Consider the following 21,662-nt stretch of genomic DNA (forward strand, 5'->3'; position numbering starts at 1 on the left):
CCCGCCCTCAGAGGGCGCAGGCCTGGGTGTCGACCTGCTGGTCGGCGGTACGGCCGCGCTCGATGTCCTCGCGGATCTCGTCGAACGTCAGGGCGTATCCGGTGTTCGCGTCGTCGAGGGAGCGGGCGAAGATCACGCCGTACACCTTGCCGTCCTCGGTGAGGAGCGGGCCGCCGGAGTTGCCCTGGCGGACCGTCGCGTACAGCGAGTACACGTCCCTGCGCACCTCGTCGCGGTGGTAGATGTCGGGGCCCTTGGCACTGATGCGGCCCCGTACACGGGCCGACCGCACGTCGTACGAGCCGTTCTCCGGGAAGCCGGCGACGATCGCGTCGTCGCCGCTGCGGGCGTCCTCGTCGGTGAAGGCCAGCGGCGTGGCCCTGAGGCCGGGCACGTCCAGGACGGCGATGTCGCGCCGCCAGTCGTAGAGCACGACCTTGGCGTCGTAGAGCCTGCCCTCGCCGCCTATCTGGACGGTCGGTTCGTCGACGCCGCCGACGACGTGGGCGTTGGTCATGACGCGGCGGTCGGCGAAGACGAAGCCGGTGCCCTCCAGGACCTTGCCGCAGCTCTGCGCGGTGCCGACGACCTTCACGATGGAGCGCTGCGCGCGGGCGGCGACGGGGCTGTCGGCGAGCGCCGGGTCGGGCGGGGTGACCGGGGTGATCGGCTCGTTCGCGAAGGGGCTGAAGACCTGGGGGAAGCCGCTGCGGGCCAGGGTGGAGCTGAAGTCGTCGAACCAGCCCGAGGCCTGATCCGGCATCACCTGCTCCACGCCGAGCAGCACCTTGGAGTTCCGCACCTCCTTGCCCAGGGTGGGCAAGGAGGTGCGGGCGAGGGCGGAGCCGATCAGCCAGGCCACGAGCAGCATCGCGACGACGTTGACCAGGGCGCCGCCGGTGGCGTCCAGGGCGCGGGCCGGGGACCAGACGATGTGGCGGCGCAGCTTGTTGCCGAGGTGGGTGGTGAAGGCCTGGCCGACGGAGGCGCAGACGATGACCACCATCACGAAGACGACGGTGGCCGTCGTCGAGACCTCGCTGTGGTCGGTCAGCTGGTCCCAGAGGACCGGGAGCAGCAGGACGGCGACGAGACCGCCGCCGAGGAAGCCGATGACCGAGAGGATGCCGACGACGAATCCCTGGCGGTAACCGATGATCGCGAACCACACGGCGGCGAGCAGCAACAAGATGTCCAGCACGTTCACCGTCAATAGCCTCGCAGATTCGTTTCCGGTCGCCCGGGGTCGGCCGGCCCGAAGGCCGGTCCGCCCGGAGGTCAGCCTGTCATGAGCGCCAGTCGAGCGGGACCTGCCTGGACCGGTCCCAGGGGCGCTCCCAGCCGGCGTAGTGCAGCAGCCGGTCGATGACTCCGGCTGTAAAACCCCAGACCAGAGCGGATGCGACGAGGAACCCGGGGCCCTTGTGGCCGCTCGGGTGCACGGTGGTCGCGCGGTTCGCGGGGTCCGTGAGATCCGCCACGGGGACGGTGAAGACGCGGGCGGTCTCTCCGGGGTCGACGACGCCGACCGGGCTGGGGTCGCGCCACCAGCCGAGGACGGGGGTGACGACGAAGCCGCTGACCGGGATGTAGAGCCGGGGCAGGACTCCGAAGAGCTGGACGCCCGCCGGGTCGAGGCCGGTCTCCTCCTGGGCCTCGCGCAGGGCGGCGCGCAGCAGTCCGCCGTCCGCCGGGTCGCCGTCCTCGGGGTCGAGGGCGCCGCCGGGGAAGGAGGGCTGCCCGGCGTGCGAGCGGAGGCTGCCGGAGCGCTCCATGAGCAGCAGCTCGGGTCCGCGCTCGCCCTCGCCGAAGAGGACGAGGACGGCGGACTGGCGGCCGGCGCCGCTCTCGGGCGGCAGGAAGCGGCTCAGCTGCTCGGGCCTGACCGTGCGGGCGGCCCGGTCGACCGGTTCGAGCCAGTCGGGCAGCCCGTCCCGGCTGAGCAGCCCGGCGGTGCCGGGTCCGTGGATCTCTTCGTCAGTGCGCGTCATAGGCACCCCCGTGGTTCACAACGCGATCGGTGGACGGGTTCGTTCCCGGTGCTCCCCCGTCCCGGCCTTCCGGGCGGGGGAGACGCGCCCGGGGCTCCCGGGGCGGGTTCAGGCACCGCCGCCGAGCGGGGGCGCCGGGGTGCCGGGGTAGTCGGGCGGCGGGTTCAGCCGCTGGCCGGGGAAGCCGCCCATCTCGTACTTGAGCAGCTTCCTCGCCTTCTCGGGGTCGGTCTCGCCCTCTCCGTACGAGGGGCAGAGGTGGGTGATCGGGCAGGCGCCGCAGGCGGGCTTGCGGGCGTGGCAGATCCGGCGGCCGTGGAAGATCACCCGGTGCGAGAGCATCGTCCACTCGCTCTTGGGGAAGATCGTGGCGACCTCGGTCTCGATCTTCACCGGGTCGTCGGACTCGGTCCACCGCCAGCGCCGGGCGAGGCGCATGAAGTGGGTGTCGACGGTGATGCCGGGGACCCCGAAGGCGTTGCCGAGGACGACGAAGGCGGTCTTGCGGCCGACGCCGGGGAGCTTGACGAGGTCCTCCAGCCGGCCGGGGACCTCGCCGCCGAAGTCGTCCCTGAGGGCGGCGGCGAGGCCCATGATCGACTTGGTCTTGGCGCGGAAGAAGCCGGTCGGCCGGATCAGCTCTTCGACCTCCTCGGGCACGGCCGCCGCGAGGTCCTCGGGCGTGGGGTACTTCGCGAAGAGGGCGGGGGTGGTCTGGTTGACCCGCAGGTCGTTGGTCTGGGCCGAGAGCACCGTGGCGACGAGGAGCTCGAAGGGGTTGCGGAAGTCGAGCTCCGGATGGGCGTACGGGTAGACCTCGGCCAGTTCGCGGTTGATCCGGCGCGCCCGGCGGACCATCGCGAGCCGCGACTCGGGCTTGGCGGACCCGACGGGCTTCACGGGGCCGGCGGCCTTGGCGTGGGCGGGGGTCTCGGGAACCGTCACAGGCTTCCTTTTTGCGCCTTTCGCCCGTTTCGACACGCCGCGTTCGCCCACAGCGGAATTACCTTCGGCCGACACTCTTTCAGCCCCCTTGGCCTGCGCTCTCACCGGCGAGTTGGACACCCGGCCAGCCTAGGCGCCGCCGCCGACATCCGCCCCGGGCGCGGCCGATCGGAGCCCAATCGGGCCCCTGACGTACGGATGGGCGGCTCGGTACGTCAAACTTGTTGTGATTGATCGCACTGTTTTGTGCGTCCGGCATCATGGGACCCAGGTCCTTTGAGCAGGTCGACAGTAGGAGAGAACTCGTGGACGACGTTCTGCGGCGCGCCCCGCTCTTCGCGGCGCTCGATGACGAGCAGGCTGCCGAGCTGCGCGCCTCGATGAGTGAGGCGACGCTCGCCCGTGGCGACGCACTCTTCCACGAGGGCGACCCCGGTGACCGCCTCTACGTGGTGACCGAGGGCAAGGTGAAGCTGCACCGCACCTCCCCCGACGGCCGCGAGAACATGCTGGCCGTCCTCGGCCCCGGCGAGCTCATCGGCGAGCTGTCCCTCTTCGACCCGGGCCCGCGCACCGCCACGGCGACCGCGCTGACCGAGGTCAAGCTGCTCGGCCTGGGCCACGGCGACCTCCAGCCCTGGCTGAACGCCCGGCCCGAGGTGGCCACCGCGCTGCTGCGCGCCGTCGCCCGCCGACTGCGCAAGACCAACGACCAGATGTCCGACCTGGTCTTCTCCGACGTCCCGGGCCGTGTCGCCCGCGCGCTCCTCGACCTGTCGCGCCGCTTCGGCGTGCAGTCGGAGGAGGGCATCCACGTCGTCCACGACCTCACCCAGGAGGAGCTGGCCCAGCTGGTCGGCGCCTCCCGCGAGACGGTCAACAAGGCGCTCGCCGACTTCGCCCAGCGCGGCTGGCTGCGCCTGGAGGCCCGCGCCGTGATCCTGCTCGACGTGGAGCGCCTCGCGAAGCGCTCGCGGTAAGCACCTCCGCACGCGTCTCACGCACGGAAAGGCCGCCCCGGTCCGACGACCGGGGCGGCCTTTCGCGTGGGTGCGGAGGTCAGCGCTTCGAGCCGTCCACGATCACCGGGGCGGAGCCGCCGTTCCCGCAGGGCACCGCGTAGACCGGGTTCTTCGCCGCGGCCTCCTTGTACGCGTCGATGCACTGGTTCATCAGGACCTTGTCCGTCAGCGAGTCGTTGAGGATCTTGTTGGCGCGGGCGATGCCCTCCGCCTCGATGCGGCGCCGGTCGGCCTCGGCCTTGGCCGTACGGGCGGCCTCGGTGGCCCGCTCGGTGGCCTGCTGCTGCTGGATCTTGCGGTCGATCTGGCCCTGGAGGGCGTCCGAGGGCTTCACGTTGCGCAGGTTGACCGTGGTCACGTCGATGCCCCGCGGGGCCAGGCGCTCCTTGATCAGGGCGCCGATCTCGGCGTTGATCTTCTCGCGGTCGGTGGCGTACCCCTGCTCGCTGGTGTAGTGGGCGAAGACGTTGCGGACGATCTCCCGGCTGTCGGGGTAGACGAGCCGCTGCTGGATGGCCTCCTCGCTGCCCGCGAGCTTGTAGAGCTCCACGGCCTTGGCCTGGTCGACGGACCACTTCACCGTCACCTCGGCGTACATGACGCCGCCCTGCGAGGAGCGGACCTCGACCACGTCCTTGTCGGAGAGGTTGAGGTCGACCGGGCGGGTGGAGAAGGTCGTGACGTCCGTGAACGGCGACTTCATGTGCATGCCCGAGGTCATCGGCGAGCCCACCTTGCCGAAGGCGACCGGCACGCCCACCTCGTACGCGCTGATCACGTACGTCATGCTCACGATCAGCGAGAAGAGGCCGGCCAGGACCGCGCCGAGGGCGCCGAACTTCAGCCCCGCGGAGTCGTTGGCGCGGCCGACGAAGAAGAGCACCACTGCGGCTATGACCAACAGGATGGCGATGACGAACACGGGCGTTCCCCCCGAGAGCTACGGCCGGATGTAAGCGGAGCGTAAGACACGCGGGGAAGCCGAAAGGTTCCGGGTCCCGTGTCACGGACCGCGAGGCCGGTCGGATCAGGCCAGACCGCGCTCCCTCAGGTACTCCAGCTGTGCCCGCACGGACAGCTCGGCCGCCGGCCACAGCGAGCGGTCCACGTCCGCGTACACGTGGGCGACGACCTCCGCCGCCGTCCGGTGCCCCGCCTCGACCGCCGTCTCGACCTGGGCGAGCCGGCTCGCCCGGTGCGCCAGGTAGAACTCCACGGCCCCCTGCGCGTCCTCCAGGACCGGCCCGTGCCCCGGCAGGACCGTGTGCACCCCGTCGTCGACGGTCAGCGAGCGCAACCGCCGCAGCGAGTCCAGGTAGTCCCCGAGCCGCCCGTCCGGGTGCGCGACCATCGTCGTCCCGCGCCCCAGGATCGTGTCGCCCGTCAGCACCGCCCGGTCGGCCGGCAGGTGGAAGGAGAGCGAGTCCGAGGTGTGCCCGGGCGTCGGGACGACCCGCAGCTCCAGGCCGCCGACCGTCACCACGTCCCCCGCGCCGAGCCCCTCGTCGCCCAGCCGCAGCGCGGGGTCGAGGGCCCGCACGGCCGTCCCGGTCAGCTCCGCGAAACGGCCGGCGCCCTCCGCGTGGTCCGGGTGGCCGTGGGTCAGCAGGGTCAGCGCGACCCGCTTGCCGAGCTTCTCGGCCGTGTCGATCACCTGGCGCAGATGGTCCTCGTCGAGCGGCCCCGGGTCGACCACGACGGCCAGCTCCGAGCCCGGCTCGGAGAGCAGCCAGGTGTTGGTGCCGTCGAGGGTCATCGCGGACGGGTTCGGCGCCAGGACGTTCACGGCGCGGGCGGTCGCGGGCCCGGAGGCCACGAGCCCGCGCGGCTGTCCGGGCAGGGCGGCGGCGTCGCTCATCGCTCGCCTCCAGCGGGGATGATCTTGGTGAACTCCTCGTGCCCCGGCCAGCTCAGGACCAGCTCGTCGCCCTCCAGGCGCGCCTGCGCGAGGACGGGGGCCATGTCCTGCGCCCCCGCCGCCGCCAGCGCCTCGGCGGCCGTCCCGTACGGCTCCAGGGTGCGCAGGGTGGAGATCGTCGGCGGCATCATCGTCAGCTCGCCCCGGTCGTAGCCGGCCGCGGCGTCCGCCGGGCGGATCCAGACCGTGCGGTCCGCCTCCCCCGAGACGTCCCGGGTGCGCTGCCCGGCCGGGAGCGCCGCCACGAAGAACCAGGTGTCGTACCGGCGCTGCTCGAACTCCGGGGTGATCCAGCGGGCCCACGCGCCCAGCAGGTCCGAGCGCAGGACGAGCCCGCGCCGGTCCAGGAAGTCGGCGAAGGACAGCTCCCGGGCGACGAGCGCCTCCCGGTCCCGCTCCCACTCCTCGCCGGTCGTGTCGCCCACGACGCCGTCCACGGTCTCCCCGGCGAGCAGCACGCCCGCCTCCTCGAACGTCTCGCGCACGGCGGCGCAGACCACGGCCTGGGCCTGTGCCGGGTCGTCGAGGCCGAGCCGGGCCGCCCACGTCTCCAGGGACGGGCCCGCCCAGCGCACCGGCTGCTCGTCGCGCGGGTCGACGCCGCCGCCGGGGTAGGCGTACGCACCGCCCGCGAAGGCCATCGAGGTGCGGCGGCGCAGCATGTGGACGTCGGGCCCGGCGGCGCCGTCCCGCAGGAGCAGGACCGTGGCGGCACGCCGGGGCGTCACGGGGGTGAGCTCACCGGCGGCGAGGGCGCGGATGCGGTCGGGCCATTCCGCCGGGTACCACTGACCGTTCGACCGCTTCGACTGACCATTCGACATGGCCGGATGCTATGCGCAAGCATCGGAATGCACGAGAGCCGGTTTCCCAGGGCTGTGGAAAACCGGCTCCATGCCGTACGACGAGGTGAGGGCCGGCGGTCAGGCCCCGACGAGCCCGACCCGGACCTCGGTCAGGCCTCGGCGAGCTCGACCTGGACCTCGACCTCGACCGGCGCGTCGAGCGGCAGCACGGCCACGCCGACGGCGCTGCGCGCGTGCACGCCCTTCTCGCCGAGGATCTCGCCGAGGAGCTCGCTGGCGCCGTTGATGACGGCGGGCTGACCGGTGAAGTCGGCGGCGGAGGCCACGAAGCCGACGACCTTCACGACGCGCTTGATGCGGTCGAGGTCACCGGCGACCGACTTCACGGCCGCGAGCGCGTTGAGCGCGCAGGTGGCGGCGAGCTCCTTGGCCTCCTCCGGCGTGACCTCGGCGCCGACCTTGCCGGTCACCGGAAGCTTGCCCGCCACCATCGGGAGCTGGCCCGAGGTGTAGACGTACACGCCGGACTGCACGGCCGGCTGGTAGGCGGCGAGCGGCGGCACGACCTCGGGCAGGGTCAGGCCGAGCTCGGCGATCCGCGCCTCGACGGCCCCGCTCACGACTTGGCCCGCTTCAGGTAGGCCACGAGCTGCTCGGGGTTGTTCGGCCCGGGAACGACCTGGACGAGCTCCCAGCCGTCCTCGCCCCAGGTGTCCAGAATCTGCTTGGTCGCGTGCACCAGAAGCGGCACCGTGACGTACTCCCACTTGGTCATGGGGCCGACTGTATCCGCTGCCGCGGGGCCGCCCGGCGAGGTGGCCCCCGAAGCTCCCCCTAGGTGGCTTCTCCGGGGCGGCCTGCTGATTGCGCGCGGCCGCCAGTGGTTAGGCTCGACAGCGTGAGCAGGCTCCAGGTCGTCAGCGGCAAGGGCGGTACCGGTAAGACGACGGTCGCCGCCGCCCTCGCCCTCGCCCTCGCGACGGAGGGGAAGCGGACCCTCCTCGTCGAGGTCGAAGGCAGACAGGGCATCGCACAGCTCTTCGAGACGGAAGCCCTTCCGTACGAGGAGCGCAAGATCGCCGTCGCCCCCGGCGGCGGCGAGGTGTACGCGCTGGCGATCGACGCCGAGCGCGCGCTCCTCGACTACCTCCAGATGTTCTACAAACTGGGCGGCGCGGGACGGGCACTGAAGAAGCTCGGCGCGATCGACTTCGCGACGACGATAGCGCCGGGCGTCCGGGACGTGCTCCTGACCGGCAAGGCGTGCGAGGCGGTCCGGCGGCGCGAGAAGGACGGCCGTCCCACCTACGACCACGTGGTCATGGACGCGCCGCCCACCGGCCGCATCACCCGCTTCCTCAACGTGAACGACGAGGTCGCGGGCCTGGCCAGGATCGGCCCGATACACAACCAGGCGCAGGCCGTCATGCGGGTCCTGAAGTCCCCCGAGACGGCGGTGCACCTGGTGACGCTCCTGGAGGAGATGCCGGTCCAGGAGACCGCGGACGGCATCGCGGAGCTGAGGGCCGTCGACCTGCCGGTGGGGCGGGTCGTGGTGAACATGGTCCGTCCGCACGTCCTCGACGAGGCGGCCGTGCGGGCCGCCTCCGGCGACCACCGGGACGGGATCGCCCGGACCCTGGCGTCCGTCGGCGTCACGGGCGGCACGCGGCTGGTCGAGCCGCTCCTCGACCAGGCGGCCGAGCACGCGCGGCGGGTGGAGCTGGAGCGGACGCAGCGCGCCGTCCTGGACGGCGTCGGCGTCCCCTCGTACGAACTGCCCTTCCTCGGGGACGGGGCGGACATCGCCGGGCTCTACCGGCTGGCGAAGGAACTGCGGAAGCAAGGGGTGGGTGCGTGACGGAGAAGGCGGACGACACGACGGCCCCCGAAGCGGACCCCGCCACGGCCGGGCCCGACGGCGCGAGCGGACCGGGCACCGTGGGCGGGCCCGACGGCGCGAGCGGGCCCGACGGCGCGAGCGGGCCGGACGCCACGGGCAGGTCCGAGGCCGCGCGGGGGGCCGACGGTGCCGACGGGCTCGATCAAGCGCCCCTTCTCGAGCTCGATCCGCTCCTCGACGACCGGGGCACCCGGATCATCGTGTGCTGCGGTGCGGGCGGGGTCGGCAAGACGACCACGGCGGCGGCCCTCGGCGTGCGCGCGGCGGAACGCGGCCGGCGGGTCGTGGTCCTCACCATCGACCCGGCGCGCCGGCTCGCCCAGTCCATGGGCATCGACTCCCTGGACAACACGCCCCGCAAGGTCGACGGGATCAAGGGGTCCGACGGTGGCGAACTGCACGCCATGATGCTCGACATGAAGCGGACCTTCGACGAGATCGTCGAGTCCCACGCGGAGCCCGAGCGGGCGCGGGCGATCCTGGAGAACCCCTTCTACCAGTCCCTGTCGGCCGGATTCGCCGGTACGCAGGAGTACATGGCGATGGAGAAGCTGGGCCAGCTCCGGGCCCGCGACGAGTGGGACCTGATCGTCGTCGACACCCCGCCGTCCCGGTCCGCGCTGGACTTCCTCGACGCGCCGAAGCGGCTCGGGTCCTTCCTCGACGGGAAGTTCATCAAGCTGCTCATGGCCCCGGCGAAGGTCGGCGGCCGCGCCGGGATGAAGTTCCTCAACGTCGGCATGTCGATGATGACGGGGACCCTGGGAAAGCTGCTGGGGGGTCAGTTCCTCAAGGACGTCCAGACGTTCGTGGCGGCGATGGACACGATGTTCGGCGGTTTCCGGACCCGCGCGGACGCCACGTACAAGCTGCTCCAGGCACCGGGCACGGCCTTCCTCGTGGTCGCCACGCCGGAGCGGGACGCGCTGCGCGAGGCCGCGTACTTCGTGGAGCGGCTGGCCGCCGAGGAGATGCCGCTGGCCGGTCTCGTCCTCAACCGCGTCCACGGCAGCGGCGCCGCCCGGCTGTCGGCCGAGCGGGCGCGGGCCGCCGCGGAAAATCTTGACGAGGGGCGCATTGTGGATCAGGGGGGCGGGAAGGCTGGACTGCGTGGCTCCCCGGCCACCACGCCCGAGCCCGATACCGAGCCCGAGTCGAACGATCTCGCCACCGCCGCCGCACATCCCGTACCCGAGGCTGCCCCCACAGCCGAACCGGCACAGGAAACAGACGTGGACGTACGTCATCTCACCGCGGGACTTCTGCGCTTGCACGCCGAGCGCATGCGGGTGCTCGCGCGTGAGCAGCGCACACGCGACCGCTTCACCGCGCTCCACCCCGAGGTGGCGGTGGCCGAAGTGGCCGCCCTGCCCGGCGATGTGCACGACCTCGCCGGGCTGCGGGCCATCGGTGACCGGCTCACGGCGGGGCGGATGCCCTCGGCCTGAGCCCGTCTCGCGTACGAGTACCCGTGTCCGTTCCGTACTCGTAGCCGCGTGTCGTACGGGGCGGGATCAGCCGACCGCGGCGTACGCCTCGTACGTCGCGTCGTCCTCTATCGCCACGGGCAGCAGGCCCGCTCCCCGCTCGTACTCCGTCCGCGCGGTCTCCAGGAGCCGGCGCCACGAGGTGACGGTCGGCCTCCGGCGCAGCAGGGCACGGCGCTCGCGCTCCGTCATCCCGCCCCACACGCCGAACTCCACGCGGTTGTCGAGGGCGTCGGCGAGGCACTCGGTCCGCACCGGGCATCCGGTGCACACCGCCTTTGCCCTGTTCTGTGCCGCTCCCTGCACGAAAAGTTCATCCGGATCGGTAGTGCGGCAGGCCGCCTGCGCACTCCAGTCAGCTACCCAGCCCATACCGGCGCCGTCCTCTCCCGAATCGAGGCTCCCCCACGGCGGCAGCGGCATATTCACCGCTGCCAGTTGGGACGTTACGGAAGGTGGGCACAGCGCAACACCCCCTTCGGGCCCAATCTTGAATGGCCCGAACGGACTATGCGTGCGCGTCAGATCACCCAGGGGAGTGATCGAAGGACATGCGTGTGATAGCGGACATACGGTGCAGACATGCCCGTCTTTGGCGGTGCCACTTCGGACACCGCGTGACGCATGAGCCGGAATCGGACACGAGGCTTCCCGCGCTTCGGGGTCACGGGAATTCATGCCGATGTCACACCCGGGTCTTGATGCGAGACCGCACTGCTGTGACAGTTGGGAGCAGCTTAGGCCAAGGCATATACGTGTGTCCGGCGAATGAGAACGTAGGCTGCCCCCATGCCAAAGAAGCGCTCGGGCGGTGGTCTGACCGGGACCCAGCAGGCCGCCAAGTTCCTCGGTGTCAGTGTGCTCGCCGGAGCCGTGCTGGCGGGCATCGCCCTGCCCGCGGCCGGCGCACTCGGGCTGGCCGCGAAGGGCACGGTGGAGGGGTTCGACGAGATCCCCTCCAACCTGAAGACCCCACCGCTGAGTCAGCGCACCACGATCCTGGACGCCGAGGGCGGTCTGATCGCCACGGTGTACTCGCGGGACCGGAAGGTCGTGCCGCTGGACAAGATCTCCCCGTACATGCAGAAGGCGATCGTCGCGATCGAGGACGGACGCTTCTACGAGCACGGGGCGATCGACCTCAAGGGCGTGCTGCGCGCCATCAACCGGAACGCGCAGTCGGGCGGGGTCGCGCAGGGCGCGTCCACGCTGACCCAGCAGTACGTGAAGAACGTCTTCGTCGAGGAGGCCGGTGACGACCCCGAGAAGGTCGCACAGGCCACCCAGCAGACCATCGGCCGCAAGGTCCGCGAGCTGAAGTTCGCGATCCAGGTCGAGGAGGAGCTGGGCAAGAAGAAGATCCTGGAGAACTACCTCAACATCACGTTCTTCGGGCAGCAGGCCTACGGCATCGAGGCCGCCTCCCAGCGGTACTTCTCCAAGCACGCCGCCGACCTGAACCTGGGCGAGGCGGCGATGATGGCCGGCCTCGTCCAGTCGCCGAGCCGCTACGACCCGATCAACGACATCCAGGAAGCCACCAAGCGCCGCAACACGGTCCTCCAGCGGATGGCCGACGTGAAGGACATCAGCCAGGCCGAGGCGGACGCCGCCAAGGCCGAGCCGATCAAGCTGAAGGTCAAGACCCCGAGGAACGGCTGCATCACCGCCGTCGACGGCGCCGGCTTCTTCTGCGACTACGTCCGCAAGACGATCCTCAACGACCCGGTCTTCGGCAAGACCGCCGAGGAGCGGCAGAAGCTGTGGAACCTGGGCGGTCTCACCGTCAGGACCACGCTCGACCCGCGCGCGCAGGCCGCCGCCAACGAAGCCGCCGTCGCGAAGGTCGACAAGGACGACCCGGTCGCGGCCTCGGTGGTGCAGGTCCAGCCCAAGACCGGCCGCATCCTGTCGATGGGCCAGTCCCGCCCGTACGGCCTGGACCAGAAGCAGCACCAGACGACGCTGAACCTCGCCGTCGGCAGCAAGATGGGCGGCACGACGTACGGCTTCCAGGTCGGCTCGACCTTCAAGCCGATCACGGCCGCGGCGGCGCTGGAGAAGGGCCTGAGCCCGGCGCAGAGCTTCAACACCCCGGCGCAGATCAACATCAGCGAGAGCGAGTACACCCGCTGTGACGGCAAGCCGGCGGGCTACGCGAACTGGGAGGTGAACAACGAGGTCAAGTCGGAGAAGGGCCTCTACGACATGACCAGCGCCCTCGGAAAGTCCATCAACACGTACTTCGCCAAGCTGGAGCAGATGGCCGGCCTGTGCGAGACGCTGACGATGGCGAAGAACGTCGGCTACGAGCGCGAGCTGGGCAAGCCCATCAAGCAGAGCCCGTCCGTCACCCTCGGCAGCGTCGAGAGCACCCCGCTCGACATGGCGTCCGTCTACGCGACCTTCGCCAACCGCGGCATCTACTGCACCCCGATCGCCATCGAGTCGATCAAGGCGGCGAACGGCGACAAGCTGAACGTGCCGCAGACCAAGTGCACGCGGGCCATGAGCGACCGGACCGCCGACACCATCAACCAGATGCTGAAGGGCGTCGTCGAGGACGGCACCGGTACGAAGGCCGGTCTCAGCGACCGCGACAACGCGGGCAAGACCGGTACGACCAACGACCGCAAGGACGCCTGGTTCGTCGGCTACACCCCGAACCTGTCCACCGCCGTCTGGGTCGGTGACGATGTCGGCGAGAAGGAGTCGATGTACGACATCACCATCGGCGGCGAGTACTACGACAAGGTCTGCGGCGGCTGCCTCCCCGGCCCGATCTGGAAGATCGCGATGACGGGCGCCCTGGAGGCCGGCGAGACGCCGAACTTCGTCCCCGTCTCCGTGCCGCGGGCCGAGAAGCCCAAGGACAAGGAAGAGGGCGGCGAGGGCCCGAACAAGCCCCGGAAGCCCAGCGACAAGCCCGGCGACACCGAGCCGAGCCCCGGGTTCACGTTCCCGACGGACCTGCTCGGCGGCGGGGACGGACGCGACAAGCCCCGCGGCGGAGGCCGCTGACGCGGTGAGCACGAGGAAGGGCGCCCCACTCGAGTGGGGCGCCCTTCCTCGTACCCGCTCCGCGGATCAGCCCGCGAGCAGCTTCTTCACGGCGGCGGCGACACGGCCGCCCTCGGCCTGGCCGGCCACCTTCGGGTTCACGATCTTCATGACGGCGCCCATGGCACGCGGCCCCTCGGCGCCCGCCGCCTTCGCCTCCTCCACGGCCGCGGCGACGACGGAGTCGAGCTCCTCGTCGCTGAGCTGCTTCGGCAGGTACGCGTCGAGGATGAGGCCCTCGGCCTTCTCCCGCTCGGCGGACTCGTGGCGACCGCCCTTGGCGAAGGCGTCCGCGGCCTCGCGGCGCTTCTTCGCCTCCTTCGCGATCACCTTCTGCACCTCGTCGTCGGAGAGTTCGCGCTTCGTCGTGCCCGCGACCTCCTCCTTCGTGATCGCGGTGATGGTCAGCCGCAGGGTCGAGGAGCGCAGTTCGTCGCGCTCCCGGATCGCGGCGTTGAGGTCGTCCTGGAGCTTCGCCTTGAGCGTGGTCATGGGGCCAAGTGTCGCAGGTGCACCCCCCGCGCCGCCCGCGCATTTCGCCCCAGCGGGTCTGCGACGATGGGGGGATGCGCGCACGGTACGGCATTCCTCTGAAGATCACGGCAGGCCTCACGGCGACGGCGGCGGCCGGAGTCGCCTACGCGGCCGGCATCGAGGCCCGCTCCTTCCGGCTCCGCCGGGTGACGGTCCCGGTCCTCCCGCGCGGCATGCGCGACCTGCGGGTCCTCCAGGTCTCCGACATCCACATGGTGAGCGGCCAGCGCAAGAAGCGCGCCTGGCTGCAGTCCCTGGCGGGGCTCCGCCCGGACTTCGTCGTCAACACCGGCGACAACCTCTCCGACACGGAGGCCGTGCCGGAGGTCCTCGACGCGCTCGGGCCGCTGATGGAGTTCCCCGGCGTGTACGTCTTCGGCTCCAACGACTACTACGGGCCCCGACTGCGCAACCCCGCCCGCTACCTCCTCGAGAAGGTGCAGGGCCGCCACGGCCTCAACGGCAACCCGCCGGTGGTCGGCGCCGTCCACAACCCGTGGGAGGACCTCCGGGACGCCTTCGACGCGGCCGGCTGGGTCAACCTCACCAACACCCGCGGCCGGCTCAAGCTGCCGCAGGCCGAGCTCGCCTTCACCGGCCTGGACGACCCGCACATCAAGCGCGACCGGTACGACAAGGTGGCCGGCGGCCCCGACGCGGCGGCCGACTTCACGATGGGCGTCGTGCACGCCCCGTACCTGCGCTCGCTCGACGCCTTCACGACCGACGGATACGAGCTGATCCTCGCCGGACACACCCACGGCGGCCAGCTGTGCATCCCCTTCTACGGGGCGCTCGTCACCAACTGCGACCTGGACACGGACCGGGTGAAGGGCCTCTCCACGCACACGGTGGGCCACCGCACCTCGTACCTCCACGTCTCGGCCGGCTGCGGCACCAACCGGTTCACCCCCGTCCGCTTCGCCTGCCCGCCCGAGGTCACCCTGCTCACCCTGACGGCGCGCGCCTGAACACTTACGGTGGGGGCATGCTCACGCCCCGCACCACGGCCGTGCCGGCCCCCTGCGACATGTCCCCCGGCCGCCGCCCCTGGGCGGCGGCCTTCCGGGGCCTGATCGCCCTGTCCGCCGTCACGGGCCTGGTCATCGAGTGCGCGTACGGGAACGTGCTCGTCGTCCTGAGCTTCTTCACCGTCTGGTCCAACATCCTGGTCGCCGTCGTCCTCGGCCTGGGCGCCGCCCGGGCCTGGACCCGCCGTCCGCCGCTGCCCGCGCTGTGGACCGGCGGGACCCTGCTCTGCATCTCCGTGGTCGGCCTCGTCTTCCACCTGGTCCTCGACAACGAGGCGAGCGAGTTCAACCAGGCCGCCGAGATCGCCCGCCTCAGCGGCGGCAGGGCCGTCGCCAACCAGCTCCTCCACACCGTGACCCCGATCGGCACGGCCCTGGACTTCCTGCTGCTCACGGCGCCCGGCGGCCTCCGGTGGCGCCACGCCGCCCAGTGGACGGCCCTCCCGGGCCTCTACTTCGCCTTCGCCCTGGTCCGCGGCGCCCTGCTCTCCCCCGACGCGCCCACCCGCTACACGTACCCGTTCCTCGACGTCGCCGTCCACGGCTACGGGGGCGTCCTCGTCAACGCCGTCGTCCTCGGCGCGGCCTTCTACGCCCTCGGTCTCGTGATCGTCGGCCTGGACCGCATCCGACCTGCGCCGGGGCCCGCCGAATACCGGATTTCGTCTGAGCGCGCGCGTGGGCTAAAGTAATCGATGTCGCCGCGACGTGAAGAACAGAGCAGCGACATCGGGGTGTAGCGCAGCTTGGCAGCGCGCTTCGTTCGGGACGAAGAGGTCGTGGGTTCAAATCCCGCCACCCCGACAGCCGAAACAGCAGGTGGGGCAGTACTCGAATTCGAGGACTGCCCCACCTGCTTTTGTCTGCGTGTCTATCTGCGTGACTACGGCTCCTCGCGTGTCTAGGTGCGCTGCGGGTCGGCACCGAAGATCCCGTCCATGACCACGGCACCGGTCTGGATCACGGGCCGGATCTGCTTCCGGTAGACCTCCTCGGTCACGGCCGTCCCCGAATGGCCGACGAGGCGGGAGATCACTTCCAGCGGGACACCACGGTCGGAGAGCAGGGACACGAAGCTGTGCCGGAGCTCCCGAGGCGTCCACTCGTCGGGATTGATCCCATCGATGCCCTTGAGCGCCTGGCGGAAGGCACGGCGGACGTTGGCCGCGTCGAGCGGCTTGCCCACGGCCGAGGAGAAGACGAGACCGTGCTCCTCCCACTTCTCGTCGGCGGCGAGCCGGTCCCATCCCTGATCTTCAAATTGCTGCCAGAGAGCGTCGACGCAGCGCGCCGGCAGGGCGAGCGTCCGCCGGGACTTCCGGGTCTTGGTGTCTCCGCCACGCCGAACCGAGCGCCACACCGCGATGTGCGGAGGCTGCGGCGGGTCGGCGTCTGGGATGCCCTTCAGGAAGACGTGGTCCCAGGTGAGCGCCCGCAGCTCCTCGGTGCGGGCGCCGGTCAGGAGGGCGACGACGATGTACGTGTGCATCGAGGTCCCCTCAGCGCCCTTGAGCACGGCTTCGGCCTGGGCGAAGGTGAGCGCCTTGGAGGGGCGCCCGGCCTGCCCCTGCGGCACCGAGCACAGCTCGACGACGTTGCGCTTCACTTTGTCCCGGGCCATGGCGCGCTTGACCGAGCGGTTCAGGCAGGAGTGGATCGCCTGAAGAGTGCGGGTGCTGAGCGTCTTCGCCTTGGCGGCCAGCCAGCGGTCTACGTCCTCTGCGCTGAGGTCACGGAGCTTGCGAGCACCGAGGGACGGGATGACGTGCGTCCGGGCCAGGGTCGAGCAGGTCTCGGCCGTGCTCGGATCCATGCCCACCAGGCCGTACGTGAGCCAGTCCGTCACCGCATCCTTGACGGTGTAGTTGGTGGGAGCGATCGCGAGGCCGTCCTCGTGGTCCCGCAGCACCTCCTTGAGCTTGTTCTTGGCCTCCGTCTTGGTCTTGCCGCTCCCCCGCTTGACGATCCGCTTGCCGCTCGGGTCGAAGCCCAAGTTCGCCGTGGCGATCCACCGTTGGCGGTTCTCGTCCCAGTGCAGGCCGCCGTCACCCCGGCTACGACGCTTGGTCATCAGGCCGCACGCTCCATCTGCCCCGCGATGAAGGCGCCCAGGGCGGAGGAGGGGATGCGACGGCAGCCGTCGACCTTGATGGAGACCAGGCGCCGGGTGCGGATCAGGTCGTACACCTTGGTGCGTCCGACCTTGAGCCGGGTCATGACCTCCGGAACGGTCAGCAGTTCGTCAGCCATCTCAGTCCCCCATGTCGTCGTGGTCGGGAAGGTCGCTGAGGGCCTCCCGTGCGGTGTCTCGGTTGGTTCGGATGTCGCGGGCGATGCTGGCGGCGAGCCAGGACTCGCCGGGTGTGTGGCCGTGTCCGGCGTAGGTCCAGTGGGCGATCACGAGGGTGGAGCCCTCCGGGTCGTCGTCCGGCTCCGGCAGGCCCCGCTCCCGTCGTTCCTGGGCGGCGCGGTAGTCGGCGCGGGTCTGGCGCAGGGCGGTAAGGGTGGTGGAGTAGGCGCGGGATTTGGTGGAGAAGTGGCCGCGGAAGCCGAGCATGTGGGACCAGCGGGCCAGCATCCGGCCGGGATAGTCCGCATCGAGGGTCCAGCAGGCTTCGATCAGGCGCCGGGTGTGGTCGGGGACGTCGAGCCTGGCCAGCTCCGCCGTCTCTCCGATGCGGCGGTCGACGGTGCCGGTGGTCTCGGCGGCCTTGGTGGCGTACTTGGCGACGTAGGAGGCCACGGCCTGTTCGGTCAGCTCCTCCTGGCCGAGCGCGCCGATCGGCTGGACGTCGACCTGCGTGCCCCACGTCAGCGTCCGTTCGGGCTGGGTGCCGGCGGCGGGGACGGTGACGGCGACCCGGGCGGCAGCGGCGCGGATGGCGTCGTCCAGCAGGGCGACCGAGGCCCAGGCGGGCGGGGCGGTGTCCGGGCCGTCGGGGCCGTCGAGGCGGACCACGGCGTGGAAGTGGATCGCGCCGCGCTTTTGGAACTCGGCGACCTTGCCGAAGGAGACCCGGCACGACTCCCTCAGCGTGGCCTGGGTGATCCCGGCGCGGGCGGCGATCTGGCGGCGCAGGTAGATCGTGAAGCGCTGCCACAGGTGCCCGGCGTGGTTGTTCCACAGCACCGCGCCCGCGTAGTCGTACCGGGCCGGGTCCAGGGCCGTGCCCAGGGCGGGATCGTGCTCGGGGTGGGCGGTGCCGCAGCGGCAGCGGCCGGAGGTGGGCCGGTTGTGGACCGGGCCGAAGGACGGGGCGGTGAGGGTGACGAAGACCCTCGGGTGGTCCCGCACGGTGGCGGGGACGTTCTTGCGCTCGTCGCCGGTGATCCCGGCACGGATCAGGTGGTAGGTGTCCCCCGCGTACGTCCAGGCGCAGGACGGGCAGCGCGAAGCCCGGCGGTTGCCGCAGGCGACCCGTAACCGACCCCCCGGCTCCTCGGCCGTCGAGTAGGAGTACAGGACATCCCCGGTCCGCCGGTCGCGGGTGACCGTGCTGCCGGTCAGGTGGATCGGGTCCGCGCAGCCGCCCGTACGCCGGATCTGCTCCCGCCAGCGGTCGAAGCCCGGGGTGTTCGCGACCCGCAGGAGGTCGGCCAGGGCGAGGGGGTCGGTGCCCAGGGAGGCCGCGACACCGGCCACGGCCTCCGGGGCGACGGGGAAGACCGTCACGCGGCCACCACCACGGGTGCCGTGCACTGGGACACGCAGGCGGTGAGGCGAGCGACGTGGCTCGCGTGCCGCTGCTTGGCACCCTCGCTGACCTCGATCAGGCCGACGGAGCGAGTGGCGTACTCGTTGAGGCCGGAACCCCCGCAGTACTCGCAGAAAACCATCGCCGGATCAGCGTCCTCGCCCGCCCAGCCGGACCCCTCACAGACGGAGCAGTCGGCCCACGGACGCGAGGTCAGGAAGTACAGGCACCCAGCGGGGTCGGAGCACCGCCCCTCCAAGCACGCCGGGCAGGCCCGACCCGACACCGACCGACGGTAGACCTCAACAGAACCAGGCATGATGGAACTTCCCTTCGTGGGAGCGAAGGAGGGCGGCGGTCTGCTTGGCGGTAGTGCGTCGCCCTCCGGAGTCACATCACGTGACCAACATGGCTAGCCCGGTTGGTCACATCTTTAACGTAGGGAAGGTGGCTAGCCATGTCAACAGCCTGGCTGACATGGCTGTCCTGATCATGCCGGTGTCCCCTACTATCGACCCATGACCTTTGTCCCCGAGCCCCTCGACCCAGACGACGACCGCGCCCCCTACGAGCAGGTGGCCAGCAGCCTCGGCGCTGCCATCCGAACGAGGCGACTGGGTCCCGGCGAGAAGCTCCCGTCCCACAAGGAACTGACGGAGCTTTACGGGTTCGCCCGGGCGACGATCCAGCGCGCATTGCGCGACCTTGAAGACGAGGGGCTCGTGGTCTCCCGCAAGGGCAGCGGGGTCTACGTACGCAACCGCACGGAAAGGCCGGCGGGACTGCGGCCGTACGTCGAGCAGGCCTTCGCCAAGGATCACGTCACCATCGACTTCGCCGGATTCTCCAGCGAGACCCTGCACGGCGCGCTTCAGGAGCCGCTCGACAAGATCCGGATCGGCAGGCTCACGCCGTCGAGCATCACCATGCGGATACTCGTCCCGGACATGTCCGTGCCGCAGGCCGCGCCCGTGCGGATGGAGGACGGCGCCGACGACAAGCGGCTCCGCGACCGCATGCACGACATCATGGTCGGCTACACCCGCAGTATCCGAGACGCCATCACCGAACTCGGACACCTCGGGCTGGTCGCAGAGACCAGCATCAACGTCCGCGTCCACAGCGGCACGCAGTTCTTCAAGCTGTACGTGATCAACAACGAAGACGCGTTCTTCGGGTACTACCCGATCCGCCCCAACAAGGTCGTCGCCCAGGGCGAGACGATCGAGATCTACGACCTCGTGGGCAAGGACACCGTCCTCTTCCACCACTCGATCAACGACGGCGAGTCCTCAGGGGGAACCCAGCAGGTCCAGCAGGCCCGGATGTGGTTCGACAGCGTCTGGGAAACCATCGGAAGGGACTTCGACCTTGACGCACGCTGACCCGCTCACCGAAACCCTGGCGAACGCCCGCGTCATCCTCTTCGACTTCGACGGACCCGTCTGCGACGTGTTCGCGGGACTGCCGGCACCCGAGGTGGCGCGGGAACTGACTGCGCTGCTCTCCGCCCAGGATGAAGCCGCGGGCATGAAGGCCGCGCAGACAGACGATCCGATCGAGGTCCTGCGCATCGCGCACGAGGCCGACACCGAGCTCGGCCAGAAGATCGAGCAGGCCCTGACGAATGCCGAGGTCCGAGCCGTCGCGGTAGCCGGGCAGCCGACTCCAGGAGCGGCCGAAGCACTCCAGGCGGCGCGTGTAGCCGGTCGAGGCGTAGCCGTGGTGAGCAATAACTCCGCCGAGTGCGTACGGGCCTTCCTGGAGCTCCACGGCCTGGAGGAGTACGTCACGAAGATCGTGGGTCGCCCTTCCGAGCAGCCGCACCTGATGAAGCCGAACCCGTTCCCGCTCATCACGGCAGCCGAGCAGATGCACATCGACGTCACGAGCTGCACGCTGATCGGTGACTCGCTCACCGACATCCAGGCGGCCCACGCAGCCGGGGCAACAGTGGTCGGGTATGCCAACAAGCCCCACAAGGCAGACCAGTTCGCCGACGCTCAGGCCGACGCCATCACCGAGGACATGCACGCCATCGCCGACGCATTCACCACGGCGTAGCCGAGGAGCACGGGGGAGCTGTTACAGGTTTCTCTACCTCATCAAGGCACCCGCCGCGCACGGCGCGGCGCGCGCGGCCCGTCGCCCGGGCCTGCGCTCCTGTCTGCGCCCCGCTCCAGCCCGGCCGCCGGCCGCACGCCTGGCAGCTCGGGTTGATGGGTGGCGAACCCACGAGGTGGCTGAGGCGGTACGCGAGTGCGGCTCAGGACGATGCCTCCGGCGGGGGCGCTCAGGCTCCGGGATGGCGGGGGCTCCGTGTGCGGGTGCCGGCCGGTGGGTTGTTGAGGTGGGGGCTCCCATCCCGTCTGCCGTCGACCCAGGCAGAGCCGAGCAGACACGGCACCGGGCGTCCAGGTCGTTCGTCCAGTTGGGCGCTCCACCTGGACGCCCGGCACCGCGCCTGCTCCACGGTGTGTGGGTCGACGGCAGACGGGATGGGAGTTGGGGGCAGGGATGGCCGGGGCGGTGAACTAGCAACCTCGCGCCAGATATCACAGACAGGCGACTCTCGCAGTGATATAGGCCACATTTACGCCGAGAAAGCTGTCTCTTTTCGACTCGGCCCCCTACTGTTCTAGGTGGCCACCCTCTCGGTGGGTGGCTTTCATTCACGTCCGTTCGGAGGACAACATGGCTCTTAGCCGCCTTGCGCAAGAATTCGCTGCCGAAATCGCGCAGCACGACTGGTCAGATGCCCCCTACCGGATCGACCGTGCGGGCCACAGCAGGGCCAGTGACTCAGAATCCAAGCGCACCGAACAGGTCCTCTCCGAGAAGGAGACTGACCGGGTCCGCACCAATGTCATGTGGGTGGTTGCTCAGACGCTGGGGTACTCGGATCCGAACTTTGATGTCTACGAGTTCGCCGAGGCCTGCGGGGTGAACACGCTCAACAAGCGGGGCTCGAAGGATGGCAGCATCGCTGCAGGACTTCGCGCCTGGTACGGCCAGTATGCGCGCCCCGGCACCTGGACGTACGACCCCCTGGTCGAGGTCATCACCACGAACACGAGCGACTGCTACCACGCCACAGAACAGTGCGACATGTTTCAGCGCGGGTATCAGGGGGCGCCGATTCTGAGGTTCCCGCCAGACGCGGTGCCGGCGAAGTGGAAGCCGTGCCCCTGCATCAACGTGCCCCGCAGCTGAGGCTGTCCGAGCTTGAAACCAAGATGAGCCGTTGAGCGGTGAGTGTCTAACTGCGTG

Annotated in this window: 23 protein-coding genes and 1 tRNA gene; 10 read left to right on the forward strand and 14 right to left on the reverse strand. The window is 70.5% G+C overall.

Annotation, left to right across the window (positions count from 1 at the left end; genetic code table 11):
* Positions 1-7: 7 nt before the first annotated feature.
* The 3 genes from K7G60_RS01680 to nth all read right to left on the reverse strand — a co-directional run bounded on the left by K7G60_RS01680 (position 8) and on the right by nth (position 2,936).
* Complete coding sequence (locus K7G60_RS01680) at positions 8-1,207, reverse strand: MarP family serine protease (protein ID WP_225798953.1); 1,200 nt, start codon at positions 1,205-1,207, stop codon at positions 8-10.
* A gap of 79 nt (positions 1,208-1,286) precedes the next feature.
* The gene (locus K7G60_RS01685) at positions 1,287-1,991 is read right to left on the reverse strand and encodes a CoA pyrophosphatase (protein WP_123453139.1); all 705 of its coding nucleotides are present in this window, start codon (positions 1,989-1,991) and stop codon (positions 1,287-1,289) included.
* Between the two features lie 108 nt (positions 1,992-2,099).
* Complete coding sequence (gene nth / locus K7G60_RS01690; protein ID WP_308079911.1) at positions 2,100-2,936, reverse strand: endonuclease III; 837 nt, start codon at positions 2,934-2,936, stop codon at positions 2,100-2,102.
* 305 nt (positions 2,937-3,241) lie between these two features.
* Between nth and K7G60_RS01695 the strand changes: the two genes are divergently transcribed.
* A complete protein-coding gene (locus K7G60_RS01695; RefSeq protein WP_015034542.1) occupies positions 3,242-3,916 on the forward strand; it encodes a Crp/Fnr family transcriptional regulator in 675 nt (224 codons plus the stop codon).
* A gap of 79 nt (positions 3,917-3,995) precedes the next feature.
* Here K7G60_RS01695 and K7G60_RS01700 read toward each other — a convergent pair whose 3' ends face one another.
* From K7G60_RS01700 to K7G60_RS01720, 5 genes are all read right to left on the reverse strand, one after another.
* A complete protein-coding gene (locus K7G60_RS01700; RefSeq protein ID WP_225798954.1) occupies positions 3,996-4,880 on the reverse strand; it encodes a prohibitin family protein in 885 nt (294 codons plus the stop codon).
* Between the two features lie 105 nt (positions 4,881-4,985).
* Complete coding sequence (locus K7G60_RS01705) at positions 4,986-5,816, reverse strand: MBL fold metallo-hydrolase (RefSeq protein WP_225798955.1); 831 nt, start codon at positions 5,814-5,816, stop codon at positions 4,986-4,988.
* Positions 5,813-6,700 (reverse strand): NUDIX hydrolase, encoded by an 888-nt coding sequence (locus K7G60_RS01710; RefSeq protein WP_225798956.1) that lies wholly within the window; start codon positions 6,698-6,700, stop codon positions 5,813-5,815. Before K7G60_RS01710 ends, K7G60_RS01705 begins: the two co-directional genes overlap by 4 nt.
* Positions 6,701-6,831: 131 nt before the next feature.
* A complete protein-coding gene (locus K7G60_RS01715; RefSeq protein WP_225798957.1) occupies positions 6,832-7,302 on the reverse strand; it encodes a RidA family protein in 471 nt (156 codons plus the stop codon).
* Complete coding sequence (locus K7G60_RS01720) at positions 7,299-7,457, reverse strand: DUF4177 domain-containing protein (RefSeq protein ID WP_015034547.1); 159 nt, start codon at positions 7,455-7,457, stop codon at positions 7,299-7,301. The genes K7G60_RS01715 and K7G60_RS01720 overlap by 4 nt, the downstream gene beginning before the upstream one ends.
* A gap of 123 nt (positions 7,458-7,580) precedes the next feature.
* Here K7G60_RS01720 and K7G60_RS01725 point away from each other — a divergent pair, with 123 nt between their 5' ends.
* Both K7G60_RS01725 and K7G60_RS01730 read left to right on the forward strand, forming a co-directional pair.
* Entirely contained in the window at positions 7,581-8,543 is a 963-nt protein-coding gene (locus K7G60_RS01725; protein ID WP_225798958.1) for an ArsA-related P-loop ATPase, read from the forward strand.
* An 80-nt stretch (positions 8,544-8,623) separates the two neighbouring features.
* Complete coding sequence (locus K7G60_RS01730) at positions 8,624-10,033, forward strand: ArsA family ATPase (protein ID WP_374115564.1); 1,410 nt, start codon at positions 8,624-8,626, stop codon at positions 10,031-10,033.
* A gap of 66 nt (positions 10,034-10,099) precedes the next feature.
* On the opposite strand, the gene K7G60_RS01735 is transcribed toward K7G60_RS01730, so the two are convergent.
* Positions 10,100-10,444 (reverse strand): WhiB family transcriptional regulator, encoded by a 345-nt coding sequence (locus K7G60_RS01735; RefSeq protein WP_015034550.1) that lies wholly within the window; start codon positions 10,442-10,444, stop codon positions 10,100-10,102.
* Positions 10,445-10,861: 417 nt separating this feature from the next.
* Here K7G60_RS01735 and K7G60_RS01740 point away from each other — a divergent pair, with 417 nt between their 5' ends.
* On the forward strand, positions 10,862-13,093 hold the full coding sequence (locus K7G60_RS01740) for a transglycosylase domain-containing protein (RefSeq protein WP_225798959.1): 2,232 nt from the start codon (positions 10,862-10,864) through the stop codon (positions 13,091-13,093).
* Positions 13,094-13,159: 66 nt separating this feature from the next.
* Here K7G60_RS01740 and K7G60_RS01745 read toward each other — a convergent pair whose 3' ends face one another.
* Positions 13,160-13,624: a GatB/YqeY domain-containing protein gene (locus K7G60_RS01745; RefSeq protein WP_225798960.1), complete on the reverse strand. Its 465-nt coding sequence runs from the start codon at positions 13,622-13,624 to the stop codon at positions 13,160-13,162.
* Positions 13,625-13,698: 74 nt separating this feature from the next.
* On the opposite strand from K7G60_RS01745, the gene K7G60_RS01750 reads away from it, so the two are divergent.
* The 3 genes from K7G60_RS01750 to K7G60_RS01760 all read left to right on the forward strand — a co-directional run bounded on the left by K7G60_RS01750 (position 13,699) and on the right by K7G60_RS01760 (position 15,501).
* Positions 13,699-14,637 (forward strand): metallophosphoesterase, encoded by a 939-nt coding sequence (locus K7G60_RS01750; protein WP_225798961.1) that lies wholly within the window; start codon positions 13,699-13,701, stop codon positions 14,635-14,637.
* Between the two features lie 17 nt (positions 14,638-14,654).
* Positions 14,655-15,389: a Pr6Pr family membrane protein gene (locus K7G60_RS01755; RefSeq protein WP_225798962.1), complete on the forward strand. Its 735-nt coding sequence runs from the start codon at positions 14,655-14,657 to the stop codon at positions 15,387-15,389.
* 38 nt (positions 15,390-15,427) lie between these two features.
* Positions 15,428-15,501, forward strand: a tRNA-Pro gene (locus K7G60_RS01760).
* Between the two features lie 97 nt (positions 15,502-15,598).
* Here the strand turns inward: K7G60_RS01760 and xerC are convergent.
* The 4 genes from xerC to K7G60_RS01780 are packed head-to-tail and all read right to left on the reverse strand — an operon-like array spanning position 15,599 to position 18,534.
* Positions 15,599-16,768, reverse strand: coding sequence for a tyrosine recombinase XerC (gene xerC, locus K7G60_RS01765; RefSeq protein ID WP_225798963.1), 1,170 nt, complete (start codon positions 16,766-16,768; stop codon positions 15,599-15,601).
* Positions 16,768-16,947: a helix-turn-helix domain-containing protein gene (locus K7G60_RS01770; RefSeq protein WP_225798964.1), complete on the reverse strand. Its 180-nt coding sequence runs from the start codon at positions 16,945-16,947 to the stop codon at positions 16,768-16,770. Before K7G60_RS01770 ends, xerC begins: the two co-directional genes overlap by 1 nt.
* Position 16,948: 1 nt before the next feature.
* Positions 16,949-18,370, reverse strand: a complete 1,422-nt coding sequence (gene repSA, locus K7G60_RS01775; RefSeq protein WP_374115562.1) for a replication initiator protein RepSA — start codon at positions 18,368-18,370, stop codon at positions 16,949-16,951.
* Positions 18,367-18,534: a hypothetical protein gene (locus tag K7G60_RS01780; protein ID WP_225798965.1), complete on the reverse strand. Its 168-nt coding sequence runs from the start codon at positions 18,532-18,534 to the stop codon at positions 18,367-18,369. Before K7G60_RS01780 ends, repSA begins: the two co-directional genes overlap by 4 nt.
* Before the next feature lie 376 nt (positions 18,535-18,910).
* Between K7G60_RS01780 and K7G60_RS01785 the strand changes: the two genes are divergently transcribed.
* From K7G60_RS01785 to K7G60_RS01795, 3 genes are all read left to right on the forward strand, one after another.
* Positions 18,911-19,777 carry a GntR family transcriptional regulator gene (locus K7G60_RS01785; protein ID WP_225798966.1) on the forward strand — a complete coding sequence of 289 codons (867 nt, stop codon included), beginning with the start codon at positions 18,911-18,913 and terminating at the stop codon, positions 19,775-19,777.
* Positions 19,764-20,456: an HAD family hydrolase gene (locus tag K7G60_RS01790; RefSeq protein WP_225798967.1), complete on the forward strand. Its 693-nt coding sequence runs from the start codon at positions 19,764-19,766 to the stop codon at positions 20,454-20,456. Before K7G60_RS01785 ends, K7G60_RS01790 begins: the two co-directional genes overlap by 14 nt.
* 597 nt (positions 20,457-21,053) lie before the next feature.
* Positions 21,054-21,605 carry a hypothetical protein gene (locus K7G60_RS01795; protein WP_225798968.1) on the forward strand — a complete coding sequence of 184 codons (552 nt, stop codon included), beginning with the start codon at positions 21,054-21,056 and terminating at the stop codon, positions 21,603-21,605.
* Positions 21,606-21,662 lie beyond the last annotated feature (57 nt).

The sequence above is a fragment of the Streptomyces sp. NK15101 genome (assembly GCF_020400725.1).
In the GTDB taxonomy this organism is placed as follows: Bacteria; Actinomycetota; Actinomycetes; order Streptomycetales; family Streptomycetaceae; genus Streptomyces.